Here is a 19,501-nt window from a genome sequence, read left to right as displayed (position 1 = left end):
TGAAGGCAAATGAAAAAGATACCTTTAGGCACAACGGATATAACGCTTTCGCGAATGGGGTTGGGGACATGGGCCATTGGCGGCGGTCCTGCATGGAATGGCGATCTCGATCGGCAAATATGTATTGATACGATTCTTGAAGCCCATCGTTGCGGCATTAACCTGATTGATACTGCGCCAGGATATAACTTTGGCAATAGTGAAGTTATCGTCGGTCAGGCGTTAAAAAAACTGCCCCGTGAACAGGTTTTAGTAGAAACCAAATGCGGCATTGTCTGGGAACGAAAAGGGAGTTTATTCAACAAAGTTGGCGATCGGCAGTTGTATAAAAACCTTTCCCCGGAATCTATCCGCGAAGAGGTAGAAGCCAGCTTGCAACGTCTGGGTATTGATTACATCGATATCTACATGACGCACTGGCAGTCGGTGCCGCCATTTTTTACGCCGATAGCTGAAACTGTCGCAGTGCTCAATGAGTTAAAGGCCGAAGGGAAAATTCGCGCTATAGGCGCTGCTAACGTCGATGCTGACCATATCCGCGAGTATCTGCAATATGGTGAACTGGATATTATTCAGGCGAAATACAGTATCCTCGACCGGGCAATGGAAAGCGAACTGCTGCCGCTATGTCGTGATAATGGCATTGTGGTACAGGTTTATTCCCCGCTAGAGCAGGGATTGTTGACCGGTACCATCACTCGTGATTACGTTCCGGGCGGCGCTCGGGCAAATAAAGTCTGGTTCCAGCGTGAAAACATGCTGAAAGTGATTGATATGCTTGAACAGTGGCAGCCACTCTGTGCTCGTTATCAGTGCACAATTCCCACTCTGGCACTGGCGTGGATATTAAAACAGAGTGATTTAATCTCCATTCTTAGTGGGGCTACTGCGCCGGAACAGGTACGTGAAAATGTCGCGGCACTGAATATCAACTTATCGGATGCAGACGCAACATTGATGAGGGAAATGGCAGAGGCCCTGGAGCGTTAAATACTCAACACGATTCACCTCTGTTTCTGTGAAAACTGTGATGAAAATCTGTGATTCAAACAGGTTATTTTGAAAGTAAACATCGGTTATGCGATAATCGTGCTAATGTGATGTAAAAAGATACAGGGGTGTAATCGTGGCGGCAAAAGACAGGATTCAGGCAATTAAGCAAATGGTTGCCAACGATAAAAAGGTGACAGTCTCAAATTTGAGTGGGATTTTTCAGGTAACCGAAGAAACCATTCGCCGCGATCTTGAGAAGCTGGAAGATGAAGGCTTTTTGACCAGAACCTATGGTGGTGCTGTTTTAAATACAGCGATGTTGACGGAGAATATCCATTTTTATAAGCGCGCTTCATCGTTTTATGAAGAGAAGCAGCTTATTGCACGCAAGGCACTACCCTTTATCGACAATAAAACCACTATGGCAGCCGATTCCAGTAGTACCGTTATGGAATTGCTCAAATTGTTGCAGGACCGTAGTGACCTGACGTTGCTAACTAACTCGGCGGAAGCGATTCATGTTCTGGCTCAATCAGAAATTAAAGTCGTTTCAACGGGGGGGGAACTAAACAAAAATACACTTTCCCTGCAAGGAAGAATTACTAAAGAGATCATCAGCCGCTACCATGTCGATATCATGGTAATGAGTTGTAAAGGTCTTGATATTAACAGCGGCGCGCTGGACTCTAACGAAGCGGAAGCTGAAATCAAAAAGACAATGATCCGTCAGGCGACAGAAGTTGCGTTATTGGTTGATCACTCTAAGTTTGATCGCAAAGCTTTTGTCCAGTTAGCTGACTTTAGTCATATTAATTACATAATAACTGATAAATCACCGGGTGCAGAGTGGATAGCATTTTGCAAAGACAATAATATCCAGCTGGTGTGGTAATTTAAGCACACGTTGTCAATATTATTTGTTCCTGCGCCTGGAAAATAAAATGATGATAAAGATGCGGCAAGTGAATTTGCCGCAATTGCTACCTTTTTAGCAAATCCGAGGCACCTAATGGAACAATATGATCAAATTGGCGCAAGACTGGACCGCTTGCCTTTGGCCCGGTTTCATTATCGTATATTTGGTATTATAAGCTTTAGTCTGTTATTAACGGGTTTTTTGAGTTATTCAGGCAATGTTGTTTTAGCAAAGCTGGTAAGCAATGGATGGTCAAATAATTTCCTCAATGCCGCCTTTACCTCGGCATTAATGTTTGGTTATTTCATCGGCTCTCTTACCGGTGGGTTCATCGGTGATTATTTTGGGCGGCGCAGGGCTTTTCGCATAAATCTTCTCATCGTCGGTATTGCGGCAACAGGGGCCGCTTTTGTCCCTGATATGTACTGGCTCATTTTCTTTCGCTTCCTGATGGGCACAGGAATGGGGGCGCTGATTATGGTTGGCTATGCTTCGTTTACGGAGTTTATCCCCGCGACGGTGCGTGGAAAATGGTCCGCGCGGCTGTCATTTGTCGGTAACTGGTCGCCCATGCTGTCTGCGGCGATAGGCGTGGTGGTTATCGCTTTTTTTAGTTGGCGGATAATGTTTCTGCTGGGTGGTATTGGCATACTGTTAGCCTGGTTTCTCTCAGGTAAATACTTTATTGAGTCGCCTCGATGGTTGGCGGGGAAAGGACAAATCGCAGGTGCAGAAAGCCAACTTCGTGAAGTAGAGCAGCAAATTGAAAGAGAGAAGAGTGTTCGTTTACCCCCGCTTACTTTGAATCAGAGCAACAGCAAGGCTAACGTAATCAATGGTACTTTCTGGCTGCTGTTTAAAGGGGAAATGTTACGACGTACATTAGTCGCGATTACTGTTTTAATTGCAATGAACATTTCACTTTATACCATCACCGTATGGATACCGACCATATTTGTTAACTCCGGCATTGATGTTGATAAATCAATATTAATGACTGCTGTTATTATGATTGGCGCTCCGGTAGGTATATTTATTGCGGCATTAATTATTGATCATTTTCCTCGTCGATTATTTGGCTCCGCCTTACTTATTATTATTGCCGTGTTAGGCTATATCTATTCAATTCAGACTACAGAGTGGGCGATTTTAATCTATGGCCTGGTGATGATCTTCTTTTTGTACATGTATGTTTGCTTCGCGTCGGCGGTTTATATACCGGAACTTTGGCCAACGCATTTACGCTTGCGTGGTTCGGGTTTCGTTAATGCCGTCGGACGGATCGTCGCAGTCTTCACGCCCTATGGCGTTGCGGCATTATTAACACATTATGGGTCAATCACGGTGTTTATTGTGCTTGGTGTGATGCTAGTGCTCTGCGCGCTGGTTCTCTCCATTTTTGGCATCGAAACGCGGAAGGTGTCGCTGGAAGAGATTTCTGAGGTGAATTAAATCTTTCGTTGATGGCGTCAATTGCCAGATGTACCACTGACGTGTTTTATCTGGCCTACAATGGCAGTACAGAATTGTAGGCCAGCATAAAATTACTCCTGCGTCTTTTCCCAGTCTGCCAGCGTATATAGCGTTGCCCCAGCTGCTGACATCTCCATAAACGCGTGCGCACTGTCCTGTGGCTGGATATTCACGCCACGACAACCATCGGTAATCACATTAACCTTATAACCTAACTGTAACGCGTCCAGCACGGTAAACTTCACGCAATAGTCAGTAGCCAGGCCCATAATGATCAATTCATCGATTTCATGATCGCGTAACCAGTCATCGAGCGTGGTTTTCTGCCGACGGCCGTTATCAAAAAAGGCACTGTAACTGTCAACTAAAGGATTTTCGCCTTTATGGAACACCGCTGCGATCGCTTTTTGGTTCAGTAACGGATGTAATTGTGCGCCTTCACTGTTCTGCACACAGTGATCTGGCCAGAAGGTTTGTGGCAAACCGTCGAGTTGGCCTGGCGTATAAGGCTCTACACCGTGCTGACTGGCAAAACTGCCGTGATTCGCCGGGTGCCAGTCTTGACTGGCGATAACCGCTTCACCGCGCGACTGACACCAGTCAATCAGGCGGTTAGCGACATCCACCGTACTGTCACCTTCCGGCACGGCGAGCGCGCCACCAGCACAGAAATCATTTTGTAAATCGACCAGTAACAGGGCGCGAGGGGGCATTGCAGTCTCCTTAATCATCCGGCGTCAGTTCGCCGCGCAGGTTTTGGCTCATGGCCTTGCGAATGGTTTCAGTATCCAGTTCCTGGCTAAGCAGGTAATGCAGTTTGGTTAGCGTGGCTTCTACAGTCATATCTGCACCGCCAATAACGCCGGCATGGGCGAGGGCGTTACCGGTGGCATAACCCCCCATGTTCACTTTACCGGACATACATTGTGTCAGGTTGACCACCACAATACCGCGATCGCTGGCTTCTTGTAATTCTTGCAGGAAGGCTTTGTTTTGTGGCGCATTACCCACGCCATATGAGCGCAGAATCAATGCTTTCACCGGTTGGCGCAGAAAATTGCGCACGACGTCAGCAGAAATCCCTGGATAAATCGTCACTACGCCAATCGGTTGTGGGGTGATTGGATGAACGATCAATTCCCCTTCACCGTGCGGGGCGGGTGGCGTATTCAAACGACGAATATGGATACCTGCTTCCAGTAACGGAGGAAGGTTTGGAGAAGCAAACGCATCAAAACCATCGGCATGGGCTTTGGTGGTACGGTTGCCACGATAAAGTCGATTATTAAAAAAGAGAGTTACTTCGTTGATAGGATAATTCGCCGCAACGTACAACGCATTCAGCAGATTAATTTGTCCGTCAGAGCGTAACTCAGCCAGCGGGATTTGTGACCCTGTCACAATGACCGGTTTACCGAGATTCTCGAGCATGAACGACAGCGCAGAGGCGGTATACGCCATCGTGTCGGTGCCGTGCAGAATGACAAAACCATCATAGTCGTCATAATGCGCTTTAATATCTTCAGCAATATGCTGCCAGTCTTCTGGCGTCATATCTGAAGAGTCCATCAGCGGCGTATATTCATGAATGGTGAAATCTGGCATCTCCGGGCGATGGAATTCCGGCATCAGCGCCAGTTGGCGTTGTAGATGACCTGACACCGGAATATAACCCTGCTCGGAACGCTGCATCCCGATGGTCCCGCCCGTGTAGGCGACGTAAATTGATTTCTTTTGCATGATATTGATATGAATGATATCGAAAGAGCAAAAGTATATACGTGAGGGGCAGCGAGCGCACCTGGATACTCTGTGGATATGAGAAAAGTCCGGCAGAACGGAGGGATTAGTGTCCCGCCGGAGAAAAGTGGTTAATCCTGCAACGCATAGGTTACGGTGGTGACTACGCGTACCGTTTTATTAATCGCCGTAGGATCATCTTCATCACTGCCACTGGCGAAGATCTGGAACACGCCTTGTGAGGCATCGCTAATTGACCCCACCTGGCTACCTGAGTCCGTTGCAAATTGTAATGCTGCGTTGCGTGCATCTTTGGTGGCGGCGGCAATCATCTCAGCGCGCAGTGCGCCAATACCATTAAAGCGATAGGCGACTTTGCTCTCAGCGATAGCGCCCTCCGTAGCGACTTGCAGTTCGTTTAATTTCGCGACGACTTTTTCGACAGCAGCAACATTATGGGTTTTTATCGTCACTGACCCGTCTGCGTTATAGCGTGGCATTGTGGGATCATCTTTCAGATAAAAGGAATCTGTTCGCTTGCTTGTCCATTGGCCCAGGGTTATCTCTTTCTCGTTAATCCCCTGAGCATTGAGTTCGGCAACAATTTTTTTCTGCGCGTCTTCCAGTTTCGGGAACAGTTCGCCGGGAATATTACCCTTAAAGTTAATCGCAATTGTTAATTCTGCCGTATCTGCGCGAACTTCTTTTTCAGAAAGCCCACGCACATTTACATAACGGTTATTGGTTTTTAAATGTTTAACACCATCGCCAACAAAATAACCACAGGCGCTAATCCCCAGTCCGAGGACGATAGCGGCAATTAAAGAGGGGGCCTTATTCACTGATGACTCCATATCAGATGCTAAATGAGCAAGGGAATGTAGTGGAGAGAGGGAGTGAAAGACAGTCCGATTCAGGAGTGTGGCCGACAGCATATCGGCCACATTTTTGCAGGATTTAACGCACGTTGGCGCAGGTCAGGCAAAACGCATAACGGTTTTGTGGGTCGTTAAACGCTGCCAGCTTGTCGCTTTCACTTTTAACGGTAGAGGCTACCGAGGCCAGCGGTGCAGGTAACATGGCCTGGAACGCATCTGGCAACATTGCCCGGACAGAACCAGACATATTGTCCATCACTTTGTCGAAGAAGGTCGGTTCATCAACGTAGTATTCCAGATGCCACTGTTTCACTTTTGCCAGCTCTGCTGCTTTGGCAACCGCATCATCGAAATCCCCGAGACTATCGACCAGCCCGTTAGCTTTTGCATCCTGACCGGTCCAGACGTGGCCCTGGGCGATTTTATCAATCTGCTCCGGCGTCGAATGACGCGCATCAGCAACCAGCGTGATAAAGCGTTTATAGCCATTCTCAATGCTTAACTGCATCATCTGCTGCGCTTCCGGCGGCAGTGCCTTGGTGATAGAAACATCCGCCAGCGGTGAAGTTGAGACGCCATCGGTATGAACACCAATCGAATCCAAACTATTTTCTACGGTAGTGATCACGCCGAAGATACCGATAGAACCGGTCAGGGTGCTGGGGTTAGCCACAATGTAATTAGCTGGCGTGGAAATCCAGTAACCACCAGATGCCGCCATGCCGCCCATCGATACAACCACAGGCTTACCCGCTGCCCTGGCTGCTGCCAGTTCAGCGCGAATCACTTCAGAGGCGGTAACGCTGCCGCCAGGGCTATTAACACGCAGAACAATCGCTTTCACTTTCGGGTCAAGGCGAGCGTCGCGGATTTGTGCCGCAGTGGTATCACCGCCAACATTCCCCTGAGTTTCCTCGCCATCCATAATTGCGCCATTCGCGAAGACGACACCGATGCTGTCACCGGTATCTGCCGGCGTTTTCAATGCGTAATCGTAATAACTGATGGCGCGATAATTTTTATCAGTCTTACTCCAGCCGAACTCTTTGGTCAGCGCTTTTTCGATTTCGGCACTTGATGCCAGTGCATCGACCAGCTTGTTTTCCAGCGCATATTTCGCGGTATCGCCACCTGTTTTGGTTAAACCCTCAAGCAACCCTTGCGCACCAGGGAATACCTGCTGAGCAGGGATCTGACGGTTAGCGGCAACAGTATTCAGATAGTTTTGCCACAACTCACCAATCCAGCGGCTGTCAGCTTCGCGGGCTGCTGGTGACATATCATCACGAATAAACGGCTCAACGGCAGATTTATACGTACCCACGCGGAACACATGAGTGGAAACTTTCAGCTTATCCAGTAACGATTTGTAGTACAGACCGTTGGTAGCAAAACCGTGCAGATCCACCACGCCTTGCGGAGATAGCCAAATTTTGTTAGCGAAACTGGCGAGATAATATTGCCCCTGGCTGTAGTTCTCGCCTATGGCATAAACTGGTTTCCCGCTGTCACGAAACTCTTTCAGGGCTTTGCCGATGTACTGCATAGACGGCTGGTCGCCGCCTGCGAAGTTTTTCAGATCCATCACGATACCGGTGATATTGCGGTCGTCCTTCGCCTGGCGAATGGTGTTGACGATATCAAACAGTGAGTTTTCCTGCAGACGATCGGAACTGGCACCAAGCAGCTGGCGGCTTAGCTTACTAAACCGCTGAGAACTGTCGGGTTTATCGACGATTACACCAGATATGTCCAGCAGCAGCGCGCCACGACTGGCCGTTTCTTTCGAATCACCACCACTGACCTGCATCCAGATCCCCACACCAACCAGTACGAGAAAAATAAAGAACAGGTTAAGTACCATTTCACGGACGAAATTCAGCAGACGCCACGTCCATTTAAAAAATCCGGCAATAAATCGCCAAAGGGTTCGCATGTATTCTCCCAACTTAAGGTCACACCTGTCACAGGCGCAATAGATGTGGTTATCGTAATGACCCAACCGGCACTTGTCAGCAGGAATTGCGGACTGTGCTGTAACAAAATCCACTCTCGTGTTAATTTTGTGAATAAATATCATGACAGGAGTTAATCAAATGGATGCACTCGAACTATTGATCAATCGCCGTAGCGCCTCCCGCCTGGCTGAACCCGCGCCAACGGGTGAACAACTGCAAAACATCCTGCGTGCGGGTATGCGTGCGCCGGACCATAAGTCCATGCAACCGTGGCATTTTTTTGTGATTGAAGGGGAAGGACGCGAGCGTTTCAGCGCATTATTGGAACAGGGGGCGATTGCTGCCGGTAGTGATGACAAAGCTATCGACAAAGCGCGTAATGCGCCGTTCCGCGCACCGCTCATCATAACGGTGGTGGCAAAATGCGAAGAAAATCATAAAGTCCCGCGCTGGGAACAGGAAATGTCTGCGGGATGTGCGGTCATGGCGATGCAAATGGCAGCAGTTGCCCAGGGGTTTGGCGGCATCTGGCGCAGTGGCGCATTAACTGAAAGTCCGGTAGTGCGTGAAGCATTCGGTTGCCGTGAGCAGGATAAAATTGTCGGTTTTCTCTACCTTGGTACGCCGCAGTTGAAAGCATCTACATCGATAAACGTTCCGGACCCGACGCCGTTTGTGACTTATTTCTGATAATTGTCGCGAAACTGTCTGGATTGTGAGCAAAGGCGCAGGAATTCAGACACTCTCACTTATCACTTCATGGAATGAGGGTTACCATACCCGGATTGCATTGACAGGAGATGTCCATGAGCGAGAACTCGATTCGTTTGACCCAATACAGCCACGGTGCAGGTTGCGGCTGTAAAATTTCCCCAAAAGTGTTGGAAACCATCCTGCACAGTGAGCAGGCGAAGTTTGTTGATCCGAATTTGCTTGTGGGTAATGAAACCCGCGACGATGCGGCGGTGTACGATCTGGGCAATGGCACCAGCGTTATCAGTACCACCGACTTCTTTATGCCGATCGTTGATAATCCTTTCGATTTTGGCCGCATTGCGGCGACTAACGCCATCAGCGATATCTTCGCGATGGGTGGCAAACCGATTATGGCGATTGCGATCCTCGGCTGGCCTATTAACAAACTTTCCCCTGAAATTGCCCGCGAAGTAACCGAAGGTGGACGCTATGCATGCCGTCAGGCGGGTATTGCGCTGGCTGGCGGTCACTCCATCGATGCGCCGGAGCCGATTTTTGGTCTGGCGGTAACGGGGATCGTACCGACCGAGCGGGTGAAGAAAAACAGTACTGCACAAGCCGGATGCAAACTGTTCCTGACGAAACCGCTGGGAATTGGCGTTCTTACTACGGCTGAGAAAAAATCACTGCTGAAACCAGAACATCAGGGACTAGCGACGGAAGTGATGTGCCGGATGAACATCGCAGGCGCGTCCTTTGCCAACATCGAAGGCGTAAAAGCGATGACTGACGTGACTGGTTTTGGTCTGCTGGGGCATTTGAGCGAAATGTGTCAGGGTGCTGGTGTGCAGGCGCGAGTCGACTATGAAGCGATCCCGAAACTGCCGGGGGTTGAAGAGTACATTAAGTTGGGCGCAGTGCCTGGCGGCACCGAACGTAACTTTGCCAGCTATGGGCATCTGATGGGTGAAATGCCGCGTGAAGTGCGCGATCTGCTGTGCGATCCGCAAACTTCTGGCGGTCTGCTGCTGGCGGTCATGCCGGAAGCAGAAAATGAGGTCAAAGCTACAGCCGCCGAGTTTGGCATTGAACTGACGGCGATTGGCGAACTGGTGCCAGCGCGCGGCGGTCGTGCCATGGTTGAGATTCGTTAAGTCGATGCGGTTGTTTATTGCCGAAAAACCGAGTCTGGCGCGCGCCATTGCTGATGTCCTGCCCAAACCGCACCGGAAAGGCGATGGCTTTATCGAGTGCGGCAATGGTCAGGTGGTGACCTGGTGTATCGGTCACCTGCTTGAGCAAGCGCAGCCAGACGCCTACGACAGCCGCTATGCGCGCTGGAATCTTGCGGATTTGCCGATTGTCCCGGAAAAGTGGCAATTACAGCCCCGACCCTCCGTGACTAAACAACTTAATGTCATCAAACGATTCCTGCATGAAGCCAGCGAAATCGTTCACGCCGGTGACCCGGACCGAGAAGGGCAATTGCTGGTAGATGAAGTGCTGGACTACCTGCAACTGGCACCGGAAAAGCGCCAGCAGGTGCAGCGTTGCTTGATCAACGACCTGAACCCGCAGGCGGTTGAACGGGCGATCGATCGTCTTCGCTCCAATAGCGAGTTTGTACCACTGTGCGTTTCTGCGCTGGCGCGAGCGCGTGCCGACTGGCTGTACGGCATCAATATGACCCGTGCGTATACTATTCTCGGTCGCAATGCCGGTTATCAGGGCGTGCTTTCCGTGGGCCGCGTGCAGACGCCCGTGCTCGGGCTGGTAGTGCGCCGCGACGAAGAGATTGAAAACTTCGTGGCGAAAGACTTCTTTGAAGTCAAAGCGCATATCGTGACACCTGCCGATGAGCGGTTTACCGCTATCTGGCAACCGAGCGAAGCGTGTGAACCTTATCAGGATGAAGAAGGGCGCTTGTTACATCGTCCGCTGGCGGAGCATGTGGTCAACCGCATCAGCGGCCAACCGGCTATTGTCACCAGCTATAACGATAAACGGGAATCAGAATCCGCACCGCTGCCGTTTTCGCTTTCGGCGTTGCAGATTGAAGCGGCTAAACGCTTTGGTCTGAGCGCGCAGAATGTGCTTGATATTTGCCAGAAGCTGTACGAAACGCACAAGTTAATCACTTATCCGCGTTCCGATTGTCGCTATTTGCCAGAAGAACATTTTGCCGGACGCCACGCGGTGATGAATGCTATCAGCGTCCATGCGCCGGATCTGTTGCCGCAACCAGTGGTAGATCCAGATATACGCAACCGCTGCTGGGATGACAAAAAGGTCGATGCGCACCACGCCATCATCCCGACCGCACGGAGTTCTGCGATCAACCTGACGGAGAACGAAGCGAAGGTCTATAACCTGATTGCCCGTCAGTATTTGATGCAGTTCTGCCCGGATGCGGTGTTCCGCAAGTGTGTTATCGAACTGGACATTGCCAAAGGCAAATTTGTCGCTAAAGCCCGTTTTCTTGCTGAAGCAGGCTGGCGCACACTGTTAGGCAGCAAAGAGCGCGATGAAGAAAACGACGGCACGCCACTGCCTGTGGTGGCGAAAAGCGATGAGTTACTGTGTGAAAAAGGTGAGGTGGTAGAGCGACAAACGCAGCCGCCGCGCCATTTTACCGATGCAACACTGCTTTCGGCGATGACCGGGATCGCGCGCTTTGTGCAGGACAAAGATCTGAAAAAGATCCTTCGTGCCACCGATGGTCTGGGGACAGAAGCAACCCGTGCCGGGATTATTGAACTGTTGTTCAAGCGTGGCTTTCTGACCAAAAAAGGGCGCTATATCCACTCCACCGACGCCGGAAAAGCGTTATTCCATTCGCTGCCAGAAATGGCTACGCGACCGGACATGACCGCGCACTGGGAATCGGTGCTGACGCAAATCAGCGAAAAGCAGTGCCGCTATCAGGACTTTATGCAACCGTTGGTGGGGACGCTGTATCAGTTGATTGATCAGGCCAAACGTACGCCGGTGCGGCAGTTTCGCGGCATAGTGGCTCCAGATGGCGGAGAAGGAAATAAAAAGACTTCACCCCGTAAGCGAGCAGCGAAAAAAAGCCCGCCATCAGCAGAGGCGGGCAGTGGAGTGATAATGTAATGCTCTGATGCAGTCAGTTTTCGTAGGCCAGATAAGGCGTTCACGCCGCATCTGGCATAAACGCCTGAAACGGCGCTAATGACTTAAATCACCCCCTGCGCCAGCATCGCATCCGCAACCTTCACAAAACCGGCAATGTTCGCGCCCTGCACGTAGTTGGTTTGCTCACCTTCACCACCATGCTCAACACAGGCATGGTGGATATCCAGCATGATGTGATGCAAACGTGCGTCAACTTTCTCGGCTTTCCAGCCCAGGCGCGCAGCGTTTTGCGCCATTTCCAGGCCCGATGTTGCTACACCGCCAGCATTAGCCGCTTTACCCGGTGCAAACAGTACGCCTGCCTGCTGGAACAGTTCAGTCGCTTCGATGGTGGTCGGCATATTCGCCCCTTCGGCGACGGCTTTAACGCCATTGGCGATAAGCTGATGCGCGGCGTCAACATCCAGTTCGTTCTGGGTGGCGCAAGGCAGGGCGATATCAACTGGTACAGACCACGGCTGTTGGCCTTCGAGATAGACCAGACCAAATTCTTTGGCGTAATCTGCCACACGACCATCGCGGCTGGCTTTGATTTCGATAAGACGCGCCAGTTTCTCTTTCGTGAATCCGCTTTCATCAACGACAGTGCCACTGGAGTCTGACGCAGTGATCACACGAGCACCAAATTCCATCGCTTTTTCGATAGCGTATTGGGCGACGTTGCCGGAGCCAGAAACGGAAACGCGCATCCCTTCAAAACCCATACCGTGGCGTTTTAGCATTGCTTCTGTGAAATAAACCAGACCGTAGCCGGTTGCTTCCGGGCGAATAAGACTGCCGCCAAAAGAAAGCCCCTTACCGGTGAAGACGCAGGCGGTATTGTTGGAGAGCTTTTTCATCATCCCCGCCATAAAGCCGACTTCACGACCACCAACGCCGATATCGCCCGCCGGAACGTCGGTATCTGCGCCCAGGTGGCGATACAGTTCAGTCATTAGCGCCTGGCAGAACCGCATCACTTCGCCTTCGCTTTTCCCTTTCGGGTCGAAATCGCTGCCGCCTTTACCACCGCCCATCGGCAGAGTTGTCAGGGCATTTTTGAAGGTTTGTTCAAAGCCGAGGAATTTGAGAATGGAGAGGTTTACCGACGGATGGAAGCGCATACCACCTTTGTACGGGCCGATGGCGGAGCTGAACTGCACGCGCCATGCACGGTTGACCTGCACCTGGTTGCGATCGTCAACCCATACCACGCGAAACTGGATCACGCGCTCCGGCTCAACCAAGCGCTCCAGTAATGACATTTGGCGATATTTTGGATTTTGTTCAAGAAAAGGCCAGAGTGTGGTCATTACTTCACGAACGGCTTGCGCGAACTCGGTTTGATTCGGGTCGCGCTTTTGGACATGGTTGAGGAATGACTCCAGAGAATATGTCTGATCCATAGATATAAAACCCTTATATATTAATACGATTATGCTTATGTTGTTTATGTCATGTGTTTTTGCAGTTTTCGACTATACCATCAAGAATGTGACGGTAAGCAAGAAAAAAATGACTCACGAAAGCAAATTAATAACGGGAGAAATCTCATAACCAAAAGCGATAACTCAGACGCTAAAGTTTTGCCGCCAGGCTACCGTTATCAGTAGCAGAGACAAAAACGTTAAGGAGTTCCCTGTGAGTCGAGCATTGTTCGCCCTAGCATTGGCATTTCCATTAATTGCACTGGCTAACCCGCATTATCGTCCGGACGTGGAGGTGAACGTACCGCCAGAAGTGTTCAGTTCAGGCGGGCAGTCAGCGCAGCCCTGTACTCAGTGCTGCGTTTATCAGGATAAAAATTATTCTGAAGGGGCGGTAATTAAAGCCGAAGGAATACTGCTGCAATGCCAGCGGGATGACAAAACTCTTAGCACTAATCCGCTGGTCTGGCGGCGCGTAAAGCCATAAACGCCTTTAATAGTGGAATGTCAGCAGGGGCCAGCGGATATTGCAGAGCCTCTTCAGGTGAGCACCAGACCAGCGCCTGATGTTCATGTGCCTGTAACGTCCCGTGGAAGTGGGGTACGTACCAGGCATGAAGATGGATAATCCGCCCCGACACTTCTCGCTGATGGCTGGCAACATACTCACCCACAGTTGCTTCGATGCCCAATTCTTCGCGTAACTCACGCACTAGCGCCTGCCGCTGGCTTTCATCCGGCTCGACTTTACCACCGGCAAACTCCCATAATCCCGCCTGATCGCTATGGGCGGGGCGTTGAGCGAGTAAAATTTTGCCATCACGTTCGATGATGGCGGCAACAACTTCAATCATATTCATAAATTACACACGGGCAGATAAGCGAAAAATGCCATAATATCCGCACTGTTGCTCAATCAGAAAGGCTTTATATTTAAGGAGTGCCTGTGTTAGACCGCCATCTTCATCCCCGAATTAAACCTTTGTTGCATCAGTGTGTGAAGGTGCTGGATAAACCCGGCATTACGCCAGATGGTTTAACATTAGTGGGATTTGCCATCGGCGTGCTGGCACTGCCGTTTCTGGCGCTGGGCTGGTATCTGGCGGCGCTAATCGTCATTTTGTTGAACAGGCTGCTTGATGGTCTGGACGGCGCGTTGGCGCGGCGAAGAGGACTTACCGACGCGGGTGGCTTTCTCGATATTTCTCTCGATTTTCTTTTTTACGCACTGGTGCCTTTTGGTTTTATCCTCGCCGCACCGGAGCAAAACGCGCTGGCAGGCGGCTGGCTGCTGTTTGCGTTTATTGGCACGGGAAGCAGTTTTCTCGCATTTGCTGCGCTGGCGGCGAAACATCAGATTGATAATCCCGGTTATGCGCATAAATCGTTTTATTATCTGGGCGGGTTAACCGAAGGCAGCGAGACGATTTTGCTGTTTGTTCTGAGTTGCCTCTTGCCAGCTTATTTTCCGTGGTTTGCGTGGGTATTTGGTGCGTTGTGCTGGATGACGACCTTTACGCGGGTGTGGAGTGGGTATCTGACGCTGAAGTCGCTCCAGCGCCAGTAATTGCAATGTTATTTGCTGCTGTCCGGGCCGCGCTCACCGGTTGCTACGGGATTTTTCGGATCGCTGCTCCATTCGTACCAGCCGCCGTCGTAAACGGAGACGTTATTCCAGCCCATTGCTCGTGCGTACATAAAGGTTTCGGACGCGCGCCAGCCGGTGCCGCAGTAGAATGAAACTTGCTGATCTGGTTTGATATTCCATGCTTTCCACATAGCGGCAATATCATCGGCGCTACGCATGGTGCCATCCGGGTTATGGAAATCCTCCATATGCGTCGAGTCGCTACCAGCGTGTCCCCAACGGGCTCCGGCTATTTCACCTTTTGGCTTAATATAGCTGTAACCACTGGTCGTACCGATAAATTCTGGCCACGAACGAATGCTGACCAGCGATGCATCCTGGCGATGCAGCAGCCCACGGGCCTGTTCCATATCAAGCATCAACTGCGGTTGCGCCGGGATCTTCACGCCGAAATCCGGTTCAGCTTTCACTTTCGGTGGCGTTCCGCGCTCAACAGGCAGTCCCGCGTCGGACCAGGTTTGCCAGCCGCCGTCCAGCAGGCGCACATCTTTCACCCCTGCATAGAGCATAATCTGTGCTACACGCGCTGCTGCGTATACATCGCGACCATATAGAATCACCGTGGTGTCATGACGAATGCCATGCTTTGCCAGCATCGCTTTCAGTTGCTCATCAGAGACTTTATTCCACAGCGGTTCGCTTTCCACTTCATTGGTATCGATGTAATCCGCGCCGGGAATATGGCTGATAAGGTAAAGCTTAGGAGCGCCCCAGGCCGCTTCAATGACTTTCCAGTCACCGGCAGGTTTCGCTGTAACGTCTTTTCCTTGTTGCAGGTCATGCAGCCATTGTGGATAAACCAGCTGCTCAAAGTGCGGAAGTTTTTGCAGACGGGAAGGTTCGCTTAGCGCGTCACTCAAAATGGAGATATGCGTAAAGCCTGCTTTTTGCAGACGCGTTTTGACGGCGTTGACATCTTTGTCATTACCGTACAGCGCCACCGGAGCATCGGTTTTCAGGTTATGTAGCTTGATCCACGCGTTGAGCTGTTCGGTGCTCATTTTGTCGAGCCAGCTAGCAGAAAGGTTTAAGGCGGCAGGTTCATGACCGGAAGGGCCATTTAAGGTTTGTGGCCAGCCGTTATAAAACGCGCTGGGGCGAGTATCTATCGCTTTGCCATTTTGTTGTTGAAGCTGGTCAAGAGCAAGAGGCTTCGCCAGTTCAGCGGCCCACGAAGAAGCGCAAGCCAGCCCTAAAGCCATTGCCAGCGCGGTCATTTGAGAAACACGTTTCATCGAAAATCCCGACATTGTAGTTTTGAGTGCGCCATTCTGAACTGACGCATTGGGAAAAACTTTGCGTTATCGCAGTTTGTTGTAATTTTCTGACCACTGCGCCATATCCAGAACAGAACTATCAGCAGGAACATCCTGGAGATCGTGCGTTACCTGAACGACGGGGATCGCCAGTTCGCGAACTTCTCTGAACACCCACTGGCGAAAATTATCGCGCAGAGCCACATCAAGACGGCTGAACGGCTCATCCAGTAGCAACGCTTTTGGCTGGGCGAGAAGGGCGCGTAGCAGAGCAACGCGCGCTCGCTGACCGCCAGACAAAGTGGCAGGATCCTGATGGAAAGCTCCGTCAAGGCCTGAACGCTCAAGTGCATCATTCACGGCATTACGTCGGGCATTCCCCTTAAGTGTCTCCGGTAGCGCCAGCAGTAAATTTTGCCCGACGCTGAACTGGTCAAATAACAGTGCATCCTGGAAAAGAATGCCAATCTGACGCTGTGCGGTGGGTAGCATGTCAATCCGTTGCTCATTGAGCCATAGCTCACCTGCACAAGAAAACTGTCCGGCCAGCGCACCAATCATCCATGAAAACAGTGTAGATTTTCCACAGCCAGACGGCCCCATTAACGTGACAATGTCACCTTTATCCACCGTAAAGTTAACGTTTGTCAGCAAGCGGCTTTCTGGTAAACGTAGCGAAACATTTTTCACGCAGAGCATTAGCGGAGTCCTTGTCTGACATAACCTACCCATTTTGCGACTAACGCGGTCAGGGCAAAAATAATAAGCGGCAACAGTAGTTGCCATAAAGCCTGGGCGGCGAGAATGCCGTTGCTGCCGCCGCTGCTTAATGCCACCGCTTCAGTGGTGAGCGTCGGAAAACGCCCCGCGCCCAGCCACAGAGTCGGCATATACTGCGCAATACTGACTGAAAATCCTACCGCGAAGGCAATCAGCGCAGGGCGCAACATGAGTGGGCATTTCACGTAAAAGAAGATTTTGGCCCGCGACCAGCCCAGTGTTTGCGCAATCAAAATTAACCGTGAATCAATGCGCTGCCAGGCGGGTTGCAGGATAAACAGCATCCACGGCATTACCCACAGCAGATGCCCCCAGACCACCGCTGTCCAGCTCCCATCTATGTTCAGCCATAGCGCCAGCATGTACTGGCCCGCCACCAGCGGCAGAGCGGGTAATAAAATGGGCAACCAGAGCCACAACTGGCGACGCTTTGCCCCCCATTCCAGCCACAGCAGTAACAGGACCAAAGCGATAAACGTCGCCACCAGCCCCATTGTCAGGCTGTTGATGAGCGCTTCACTATTGATCGTCGACTGATCCGCGAGGATCGCCAGCAGAACCACACACAGCACACCGGTTAAGGGTAAAAAACTCGCCAGTGTATTGCCGGGTAATAAAGGCGTGGCGGGCTTACGAACGCCATCTACGCGGGGAATGGTGCACTGCCAGGCGCGCCAAAGTAAATAGCCCAGCAAAACGTAGACGGCGAGTAACAGCATCAGCAGCAGGCTGGCGAGTGCGCCTTTCATCTGTTGATCGGCGTCGCCTTGGGTTAACCACTGCCAGCTAATTACCGCCAGCGTCGGTGGATTACCCGGCCCGAGAATAATTGCCACATCCACGACCGACAACGACCATGCCACAATAGCCAGCATCGCCATTGCCAGTGCAGGCGCGACGGAGGGCAACAACAACCAGTTCAGACATTGCCAGCGGCTGTAGCCCAGCGAATCCAGTACAATAACCTGCTGCAACAGCCGTTTCTCGCTCAATACTGCCGCTAAGATCCACAGCAGAAATGCGCTTTCTTTCACCGCCAGGGTAAGACCCAGCCCAATACCCAATTTATCCATCGGCGGAGTGAGAAAAGGAAAAACCTGATAAACCAGGCCACCTTCAGCAAACAGCAGCAGAGCACTCGCGGCAAAAGCCACGTGTGGGATGGCGAGCAGCCACGGCAGACGGGCGCACATACGCGGCCATTTCGGCCCCGGCCACAGCGCGACTATCACCAGCAGGGCAATAAACAAAGCGCCGACCGCCGCGATGGTTGTCGATACCAGCGTCGCCAGTAAGGCCTGAGGTAACTGCGGATCGGCAAATAACGCCTGCCAGTGTGCCAACGACAAAGCAGGCGATATCAGCGTGAACGCCGCCGGGATCAGCGGTGCATAAATCACCACCACCATCGCCCACAGCAACAAGATTAATGCGTACCGTAACGGCGTAGCCATTCTTGTTCCAGCGCATTTACCCAGCCAGCATGCGGTTCCGCCAGTACCGGCGGCAGATCCTGCGGCATTCTTGATTGCAATGTTTCACGCTGCCCGTCAGGCAGTTTTTGTGGATCGAGAACCGATGGATCGCCCCAGACAGCAGGATCTGCCTTACGCAGCTGTGCATCAGGTGAGAGCAGGAAATTGGCAACCACCTTCGCCGCAGCACTGGCATTCGCGTTGACCGGAACGGTGACAAAATGCACGTTGCCAATCATCCCCTCGTTAAAACCAAAACTGTAACTGCTTGCCGGCAAATCGCCACTGGCGATTTTTTGCTGGGCATGTGCAGGATTAAAGGTCAGCGACAGGCGCAATGTGCCAGTTTTCAGCAGAGCATCCATCCGCGCGGGCGAAGGTGGGAAATCCTTTCCTTCGCGCCATAGATACGGATGCAGCGCATCAAGATATTGCCACAAGGGCGCAGTGATACGGGCGAAAGTCGCATCGTTCGGCGCTTCTTTTAATGCTGCGGGATCTGGCGTCAGCATAATCAGTAACTGTTCAAGAAATGCGGTGCCAGTAAAGTCTGGCGGGCGCGGATAGGTAACCGTGCCAGGATTGGCTTTAGCGAATTCCAGTAAGGCTTGCGGTGTTTGTGGTGGCAGTGGCGTAACATCGCGGCGGGCGATAAACGTCAGTTGTGCGCCGCCCCAGGGCGATTCAGCCCCTTCTGTAGGCACTGAAAAATCTTCCCGCACCGGCAGCTGTGTGTCGACATAGCGCCAGTTTGGCAGAGTCTCAGCCCAGCCGGTTTGCAGTAAATTGGCCTCTTTTAAGGTGCGGAAGTTTTCGCCGTTCACCCAGAGCAGATCCACCGAACCGCCTGTCTCGCGCCCGGCTGCGGCTTCGGTCTGAATGCGCTTCACCGCGTCTGCGGCATCCGCCAGGCGGACAATCTTCAGGTTTATATCATAATGGGTTTTCATCTCGCCGCTAACCCAGTCGAGATAGCGGTTAATTGCGGTATCGCCGCCCCAGGCGTTAAACCAGACGGTTTGCCCTTTGGCCTCATTTTTAACTTCCTGCCAGTCACTGGCATGTGTTGCCAGAGAAAACAGCGATAACAATCCCAGCAACCACCCACAATGGCGCATCATCTCTC

At 51.4% G+C, this 19,501-nt stretch carries 18 protein-coding genes; 8 read left to right on the top strand and 10 right to left on the bottom strand.

The genetic code is table 11. The features are described 5' to 3' along the window. Nucleotides 1-9: 9 nt before the first annotated feature. The 3 genes from ydjG (at nucleotide 10) to AACU19_RS06390 (ending at nucleotide 3,361) form a co-directional block, all read left to right on the top strand. The gene (gene ydjG, locus AACU19_RS06400) at nucleotides 10-990 is read left to right on the top strand and encodes an NADH-dependent methylglyoxal reductase (RefSeq protein ID WP_105278826.1); all 981 of its coding nucleotides are present in this window, start codon (nucleotides 10-12) and stop codon (nucleotides 988-990) included. A gap of 136 nt (nucleotides 991-1,126) precedes the next feature. Continuing rightward, nucleotides 1,127-1,885: a DeoR/GlpR family DNA-binding transcription regulator gene (locus AACU19_RS06395; protein WP_000719088.1), complete on the top strand. Its 759-nt coding sequence runs from the start codon at nucleotides 1,127-1,129 to the stop codon at nucleotides 1,883-1,885. A gap of 117 nt (nucleotides 1,886-2,002) precedes the next feature. Further along, nucleotides 2,003-3,361 carry an MFS transporter gene (locus AACU19_RS06390; RefSeq protein WP_000438819.1) on the top strand — a complete coding sequence of 453 codons (1,359 nt, stop codon included), beginning with the start codon at nucleotides 2,003-2,005 and terminating at the stop codon, nucleotides 3,359-3,361. A 92-nt stretch (nucleotides 3,362-3,453) separates the two neighbouring features. Here AACU19_RS06390 and pncA read toward each other — a convergent pair whose 3' ends face one another. From pncA to sppA, 4 genes are all read right to left on the bottom strand, one after another. Beyond that, the gene (gene pncA / locus AACU19_RS06385; RefSeq protein WP_105278825.1) at nucleotides 3,454-4,095 is read right to left on the bottom strand and encodes a bifunctional nicotinamidase/pyrazinamidase; all 642 of its coding nucleotides are present in this window, start codon (nucleotides 4,093-4,095) and stop codon (nucleotides 3,454-3,456) included. A gap of 10 nt (nucleotides 4,096-4,105) precedes the next feature. Continuing rightward, nucleotides 4,106-5,122 (bottom strand): asparaginase, encoded by a 1,017-nt coding sequence (gene ansA / locus AACU19_RS06380; RefSeq protein ID WP_001170162.1) that lies wholly within the window; start codon nucleotides 5,120-5,122, stop codon nucleotides 4,106-4,108. Nucleotides 5,123-5,253: 131 nt separating this feature from the next. Next, the gene (locus AACU19_RS06375) at nucleotides 5,254-5,964 is read right to left on the bottom strand and encodes an SIMPL domain-containing protein (RefSeq protein WP_001030438.1); all 711 of its coding nucleotides are present in this window, start codon (nucleotides 5,962-5,964) and stop codon (nucleotides 5,254-5,256) included. 115 nt (nucleotides 5,965-6,079) lie between these two features. Continuing rightward, nucleotides 6,080-7,936, bottom strand: a complete 1,857-nt coding sequence (gene sppA / locus AACU19_RS06370; RefSeq protein WP_088541829.1) for a signal peptide peptidase SppA — start codon at nucleotides 7,934-7,936, stop codon at nucleotides 6,080-6,082. A gap of 160 nt (nucleotides 7,937-8,096) precedes the next feature. Here sppA and AACU19_RS06365 point away from each other — a divergent pair, with 160 nt between their 5' ends. The 3 genes from AACU19_RS06365 to topB all read left to right on the top strand — a co-directional run bounded on the left by AACU19_RS06365 (nucleotide 8,097) and on the right by topB (nucleotide 11,768). Then, complete coding sequence (locus AACU19_RS06365; protein ID WP_000339269.1) at nucleotides 8,097-8,648, top strand: NAD(P)H nitroreductase; 552 nt, start codon at nucleotides 8,097-8,099, stop codon at nucleotides 8,646-8,648. A 116-nt stretch (nucleotides 8,649-8,764) separates the two neighbouring features. After that, on the top strand, nucleotides 8,765-9,808 hold the full coding sequence (gene selD, locus AACU19_RS06360; RefSeq protein WP_001295485.1) for a selenide, water dikinase SelD: 1,044 nt from the start codon (nucleotides 8,765-8,767) through the stop codon (nucleotides 9,806-9,808). 4 nt (nucleotides 9,809-9,812) lie between these two features. Then, on the top strand, nucleotides 9,813-11,768 hold the full coding sequence (gene topB / locus AACU19_RS06355; RefSeq protein ID WP_105278824.1) for a DNA topoisomerase III: 1,956 nt from the start codon (nucleotides 9,813-9,815) through the stop codon (nucleotides 11,766-11,768). A gap of 83 nt (nucleotides 11,769-11,851) precedes the next feature. Here topB and gdhA read toward each other — a convergent pair whose 3' ends face one another. Then, a complete protein-coding gene (gene gdhA / locus AACU19_RS06350; RefSeq protein ID WP_000373043.1) occupies nucleotides 11,852-13,195 on the bottom strand; it encodes an NADP-specific glutamate dehydrogenase in 1,344 nt (447 codons plus the stop codon). A gap of 235 nt (nucleotides 13,196-13,430) precedes the next feature. Between gdhA and AACU19_RS06345 the strand changes: the two genes are divergently transcribed. After that, the gene (locus AACU19_RS06345) at nucleotides 13,431-13,703 is read left to right on the top strand and encodes a YnjH family protein (RefSeq protein WP_039020744.1); all 273 of its coding nucleotides are present in this window, start codon (nucleotides 13,431-13,433) and stop codon (nucleotides 13,701-13,703) included. On the opposite strand, the gene nudG is transcribed toward AACU19_RS06345, so the two are convergent. Continuing rightward, nucleotides 13,669-14,076, bottom strand: coding sequence for a CTP pyrophosphohydrolase (nudG, locus tag AACU19_RS06340; RefSeq protein ID WP_039020745.1), 408 nt, complete (start codon nucleotides 14,074-14,076; stop codon nucleotides 13,669-13,671). The two genes, AACU19_RS06345 and nudG, sit on opposite strands and share 35 nt — an antisense overlap. An 86-nt stretch (nucleotides 14,077-14,162) precedes the next feature. Between nudG and AACU19_RS06335 the strand changes: the two genes are divergently transcribed. Then, nucleotides 14,163-14,783: a CDP-alcohol phosphatidyltransferase family protein gene (locus AACU19_RS06335; protein WP_001353164.1), complete on the top strand. Its 621-nt coding sequence runs from the start codon at nucleotides 14,163-14,165 to the stop codon at nucleotides 14,781-14,783. Between the two features lie 8 nt (nucleotides 14,784-14,791). Here AACU19_RS06335 and ynjE read toward each other — a convergent pair whose 3' ends face one another. The 4 genes from ynjE to AACU19_RS06315 all read right to left on the bottom strand — a co-directional run bounded on the left by ynjE (nucleotide 14,792) and on the right by AACU19_RS06315 (nucleotide 19,493). After that, complete coding sequence (ynjE, locus tag AACU19_RS06330; protein WP_039020746.1) at nucleotides 14,792-16,099, bottom strand: thiosulfate sulfurtransferase YnjE; 1,308 nt, start codon at nucleotides 16,097-16,099, stop codon at nucleotides 14,792-14,794. 66 nt (nucleotides 16,100-16,165) lie between these two features. After that, entirely contained in the window at nucleotides 16,166-16,819 is a 654-nt protein-coding gene (locus tag AACU19_RS06325; protein WP_039020747.1) for an ATP-binding cassette domain-containing protein, read from the bottom strand. Then, nucleotides 16,819-18,354 (bottom strand): ABC transporter permease subunit, encoded by a 1,536-nt coding sequence (locus tag AACU19_RS06320; protein ID WP_032184377.1) that lies wholly within the window; start codon nucleotides 18,352-18,354, stop codon nucleotides 16,819-16,821. Before AACU19_RS06320 ends, AACU19_RS06325 begins: the two co-directional genes overlap by 1 nt. Beyond that, nucleotides 18,327-19,493: an ABC transporter substrate-binding protein gene (locus tag AACU19_RS06315; RefSeq protein WP_039020749.1), complete on the bottom strand. Its 1,167-nt coding sequence runs from the start codon at nucleotides 19,491-19,493 to the stop codon at nucleotides 18,327-18,329. Before AACU19_RS06315 ends, AACU19_RS06320 begins: the two co-directional genes overlap by 28 nt. Between the last annotated feature and the right edge of the window lie 8 nt (nucleotides 19,494-19,501).

The sequence above is a fragment of the Escherichia sp. MOD1-EC4550 genome (genome assembly GCF_963876935.1).
GTDB classification, from domain to species: Bacteria; Pseudomonadota; Gammaproteobacteria; order Enterobacterales; family Enterobacteriaceae; genus Escherichia; species Escherichia coli_F.
This window is presented reverse-complemented; position numbering and strand designations above follow the sequence as displayed.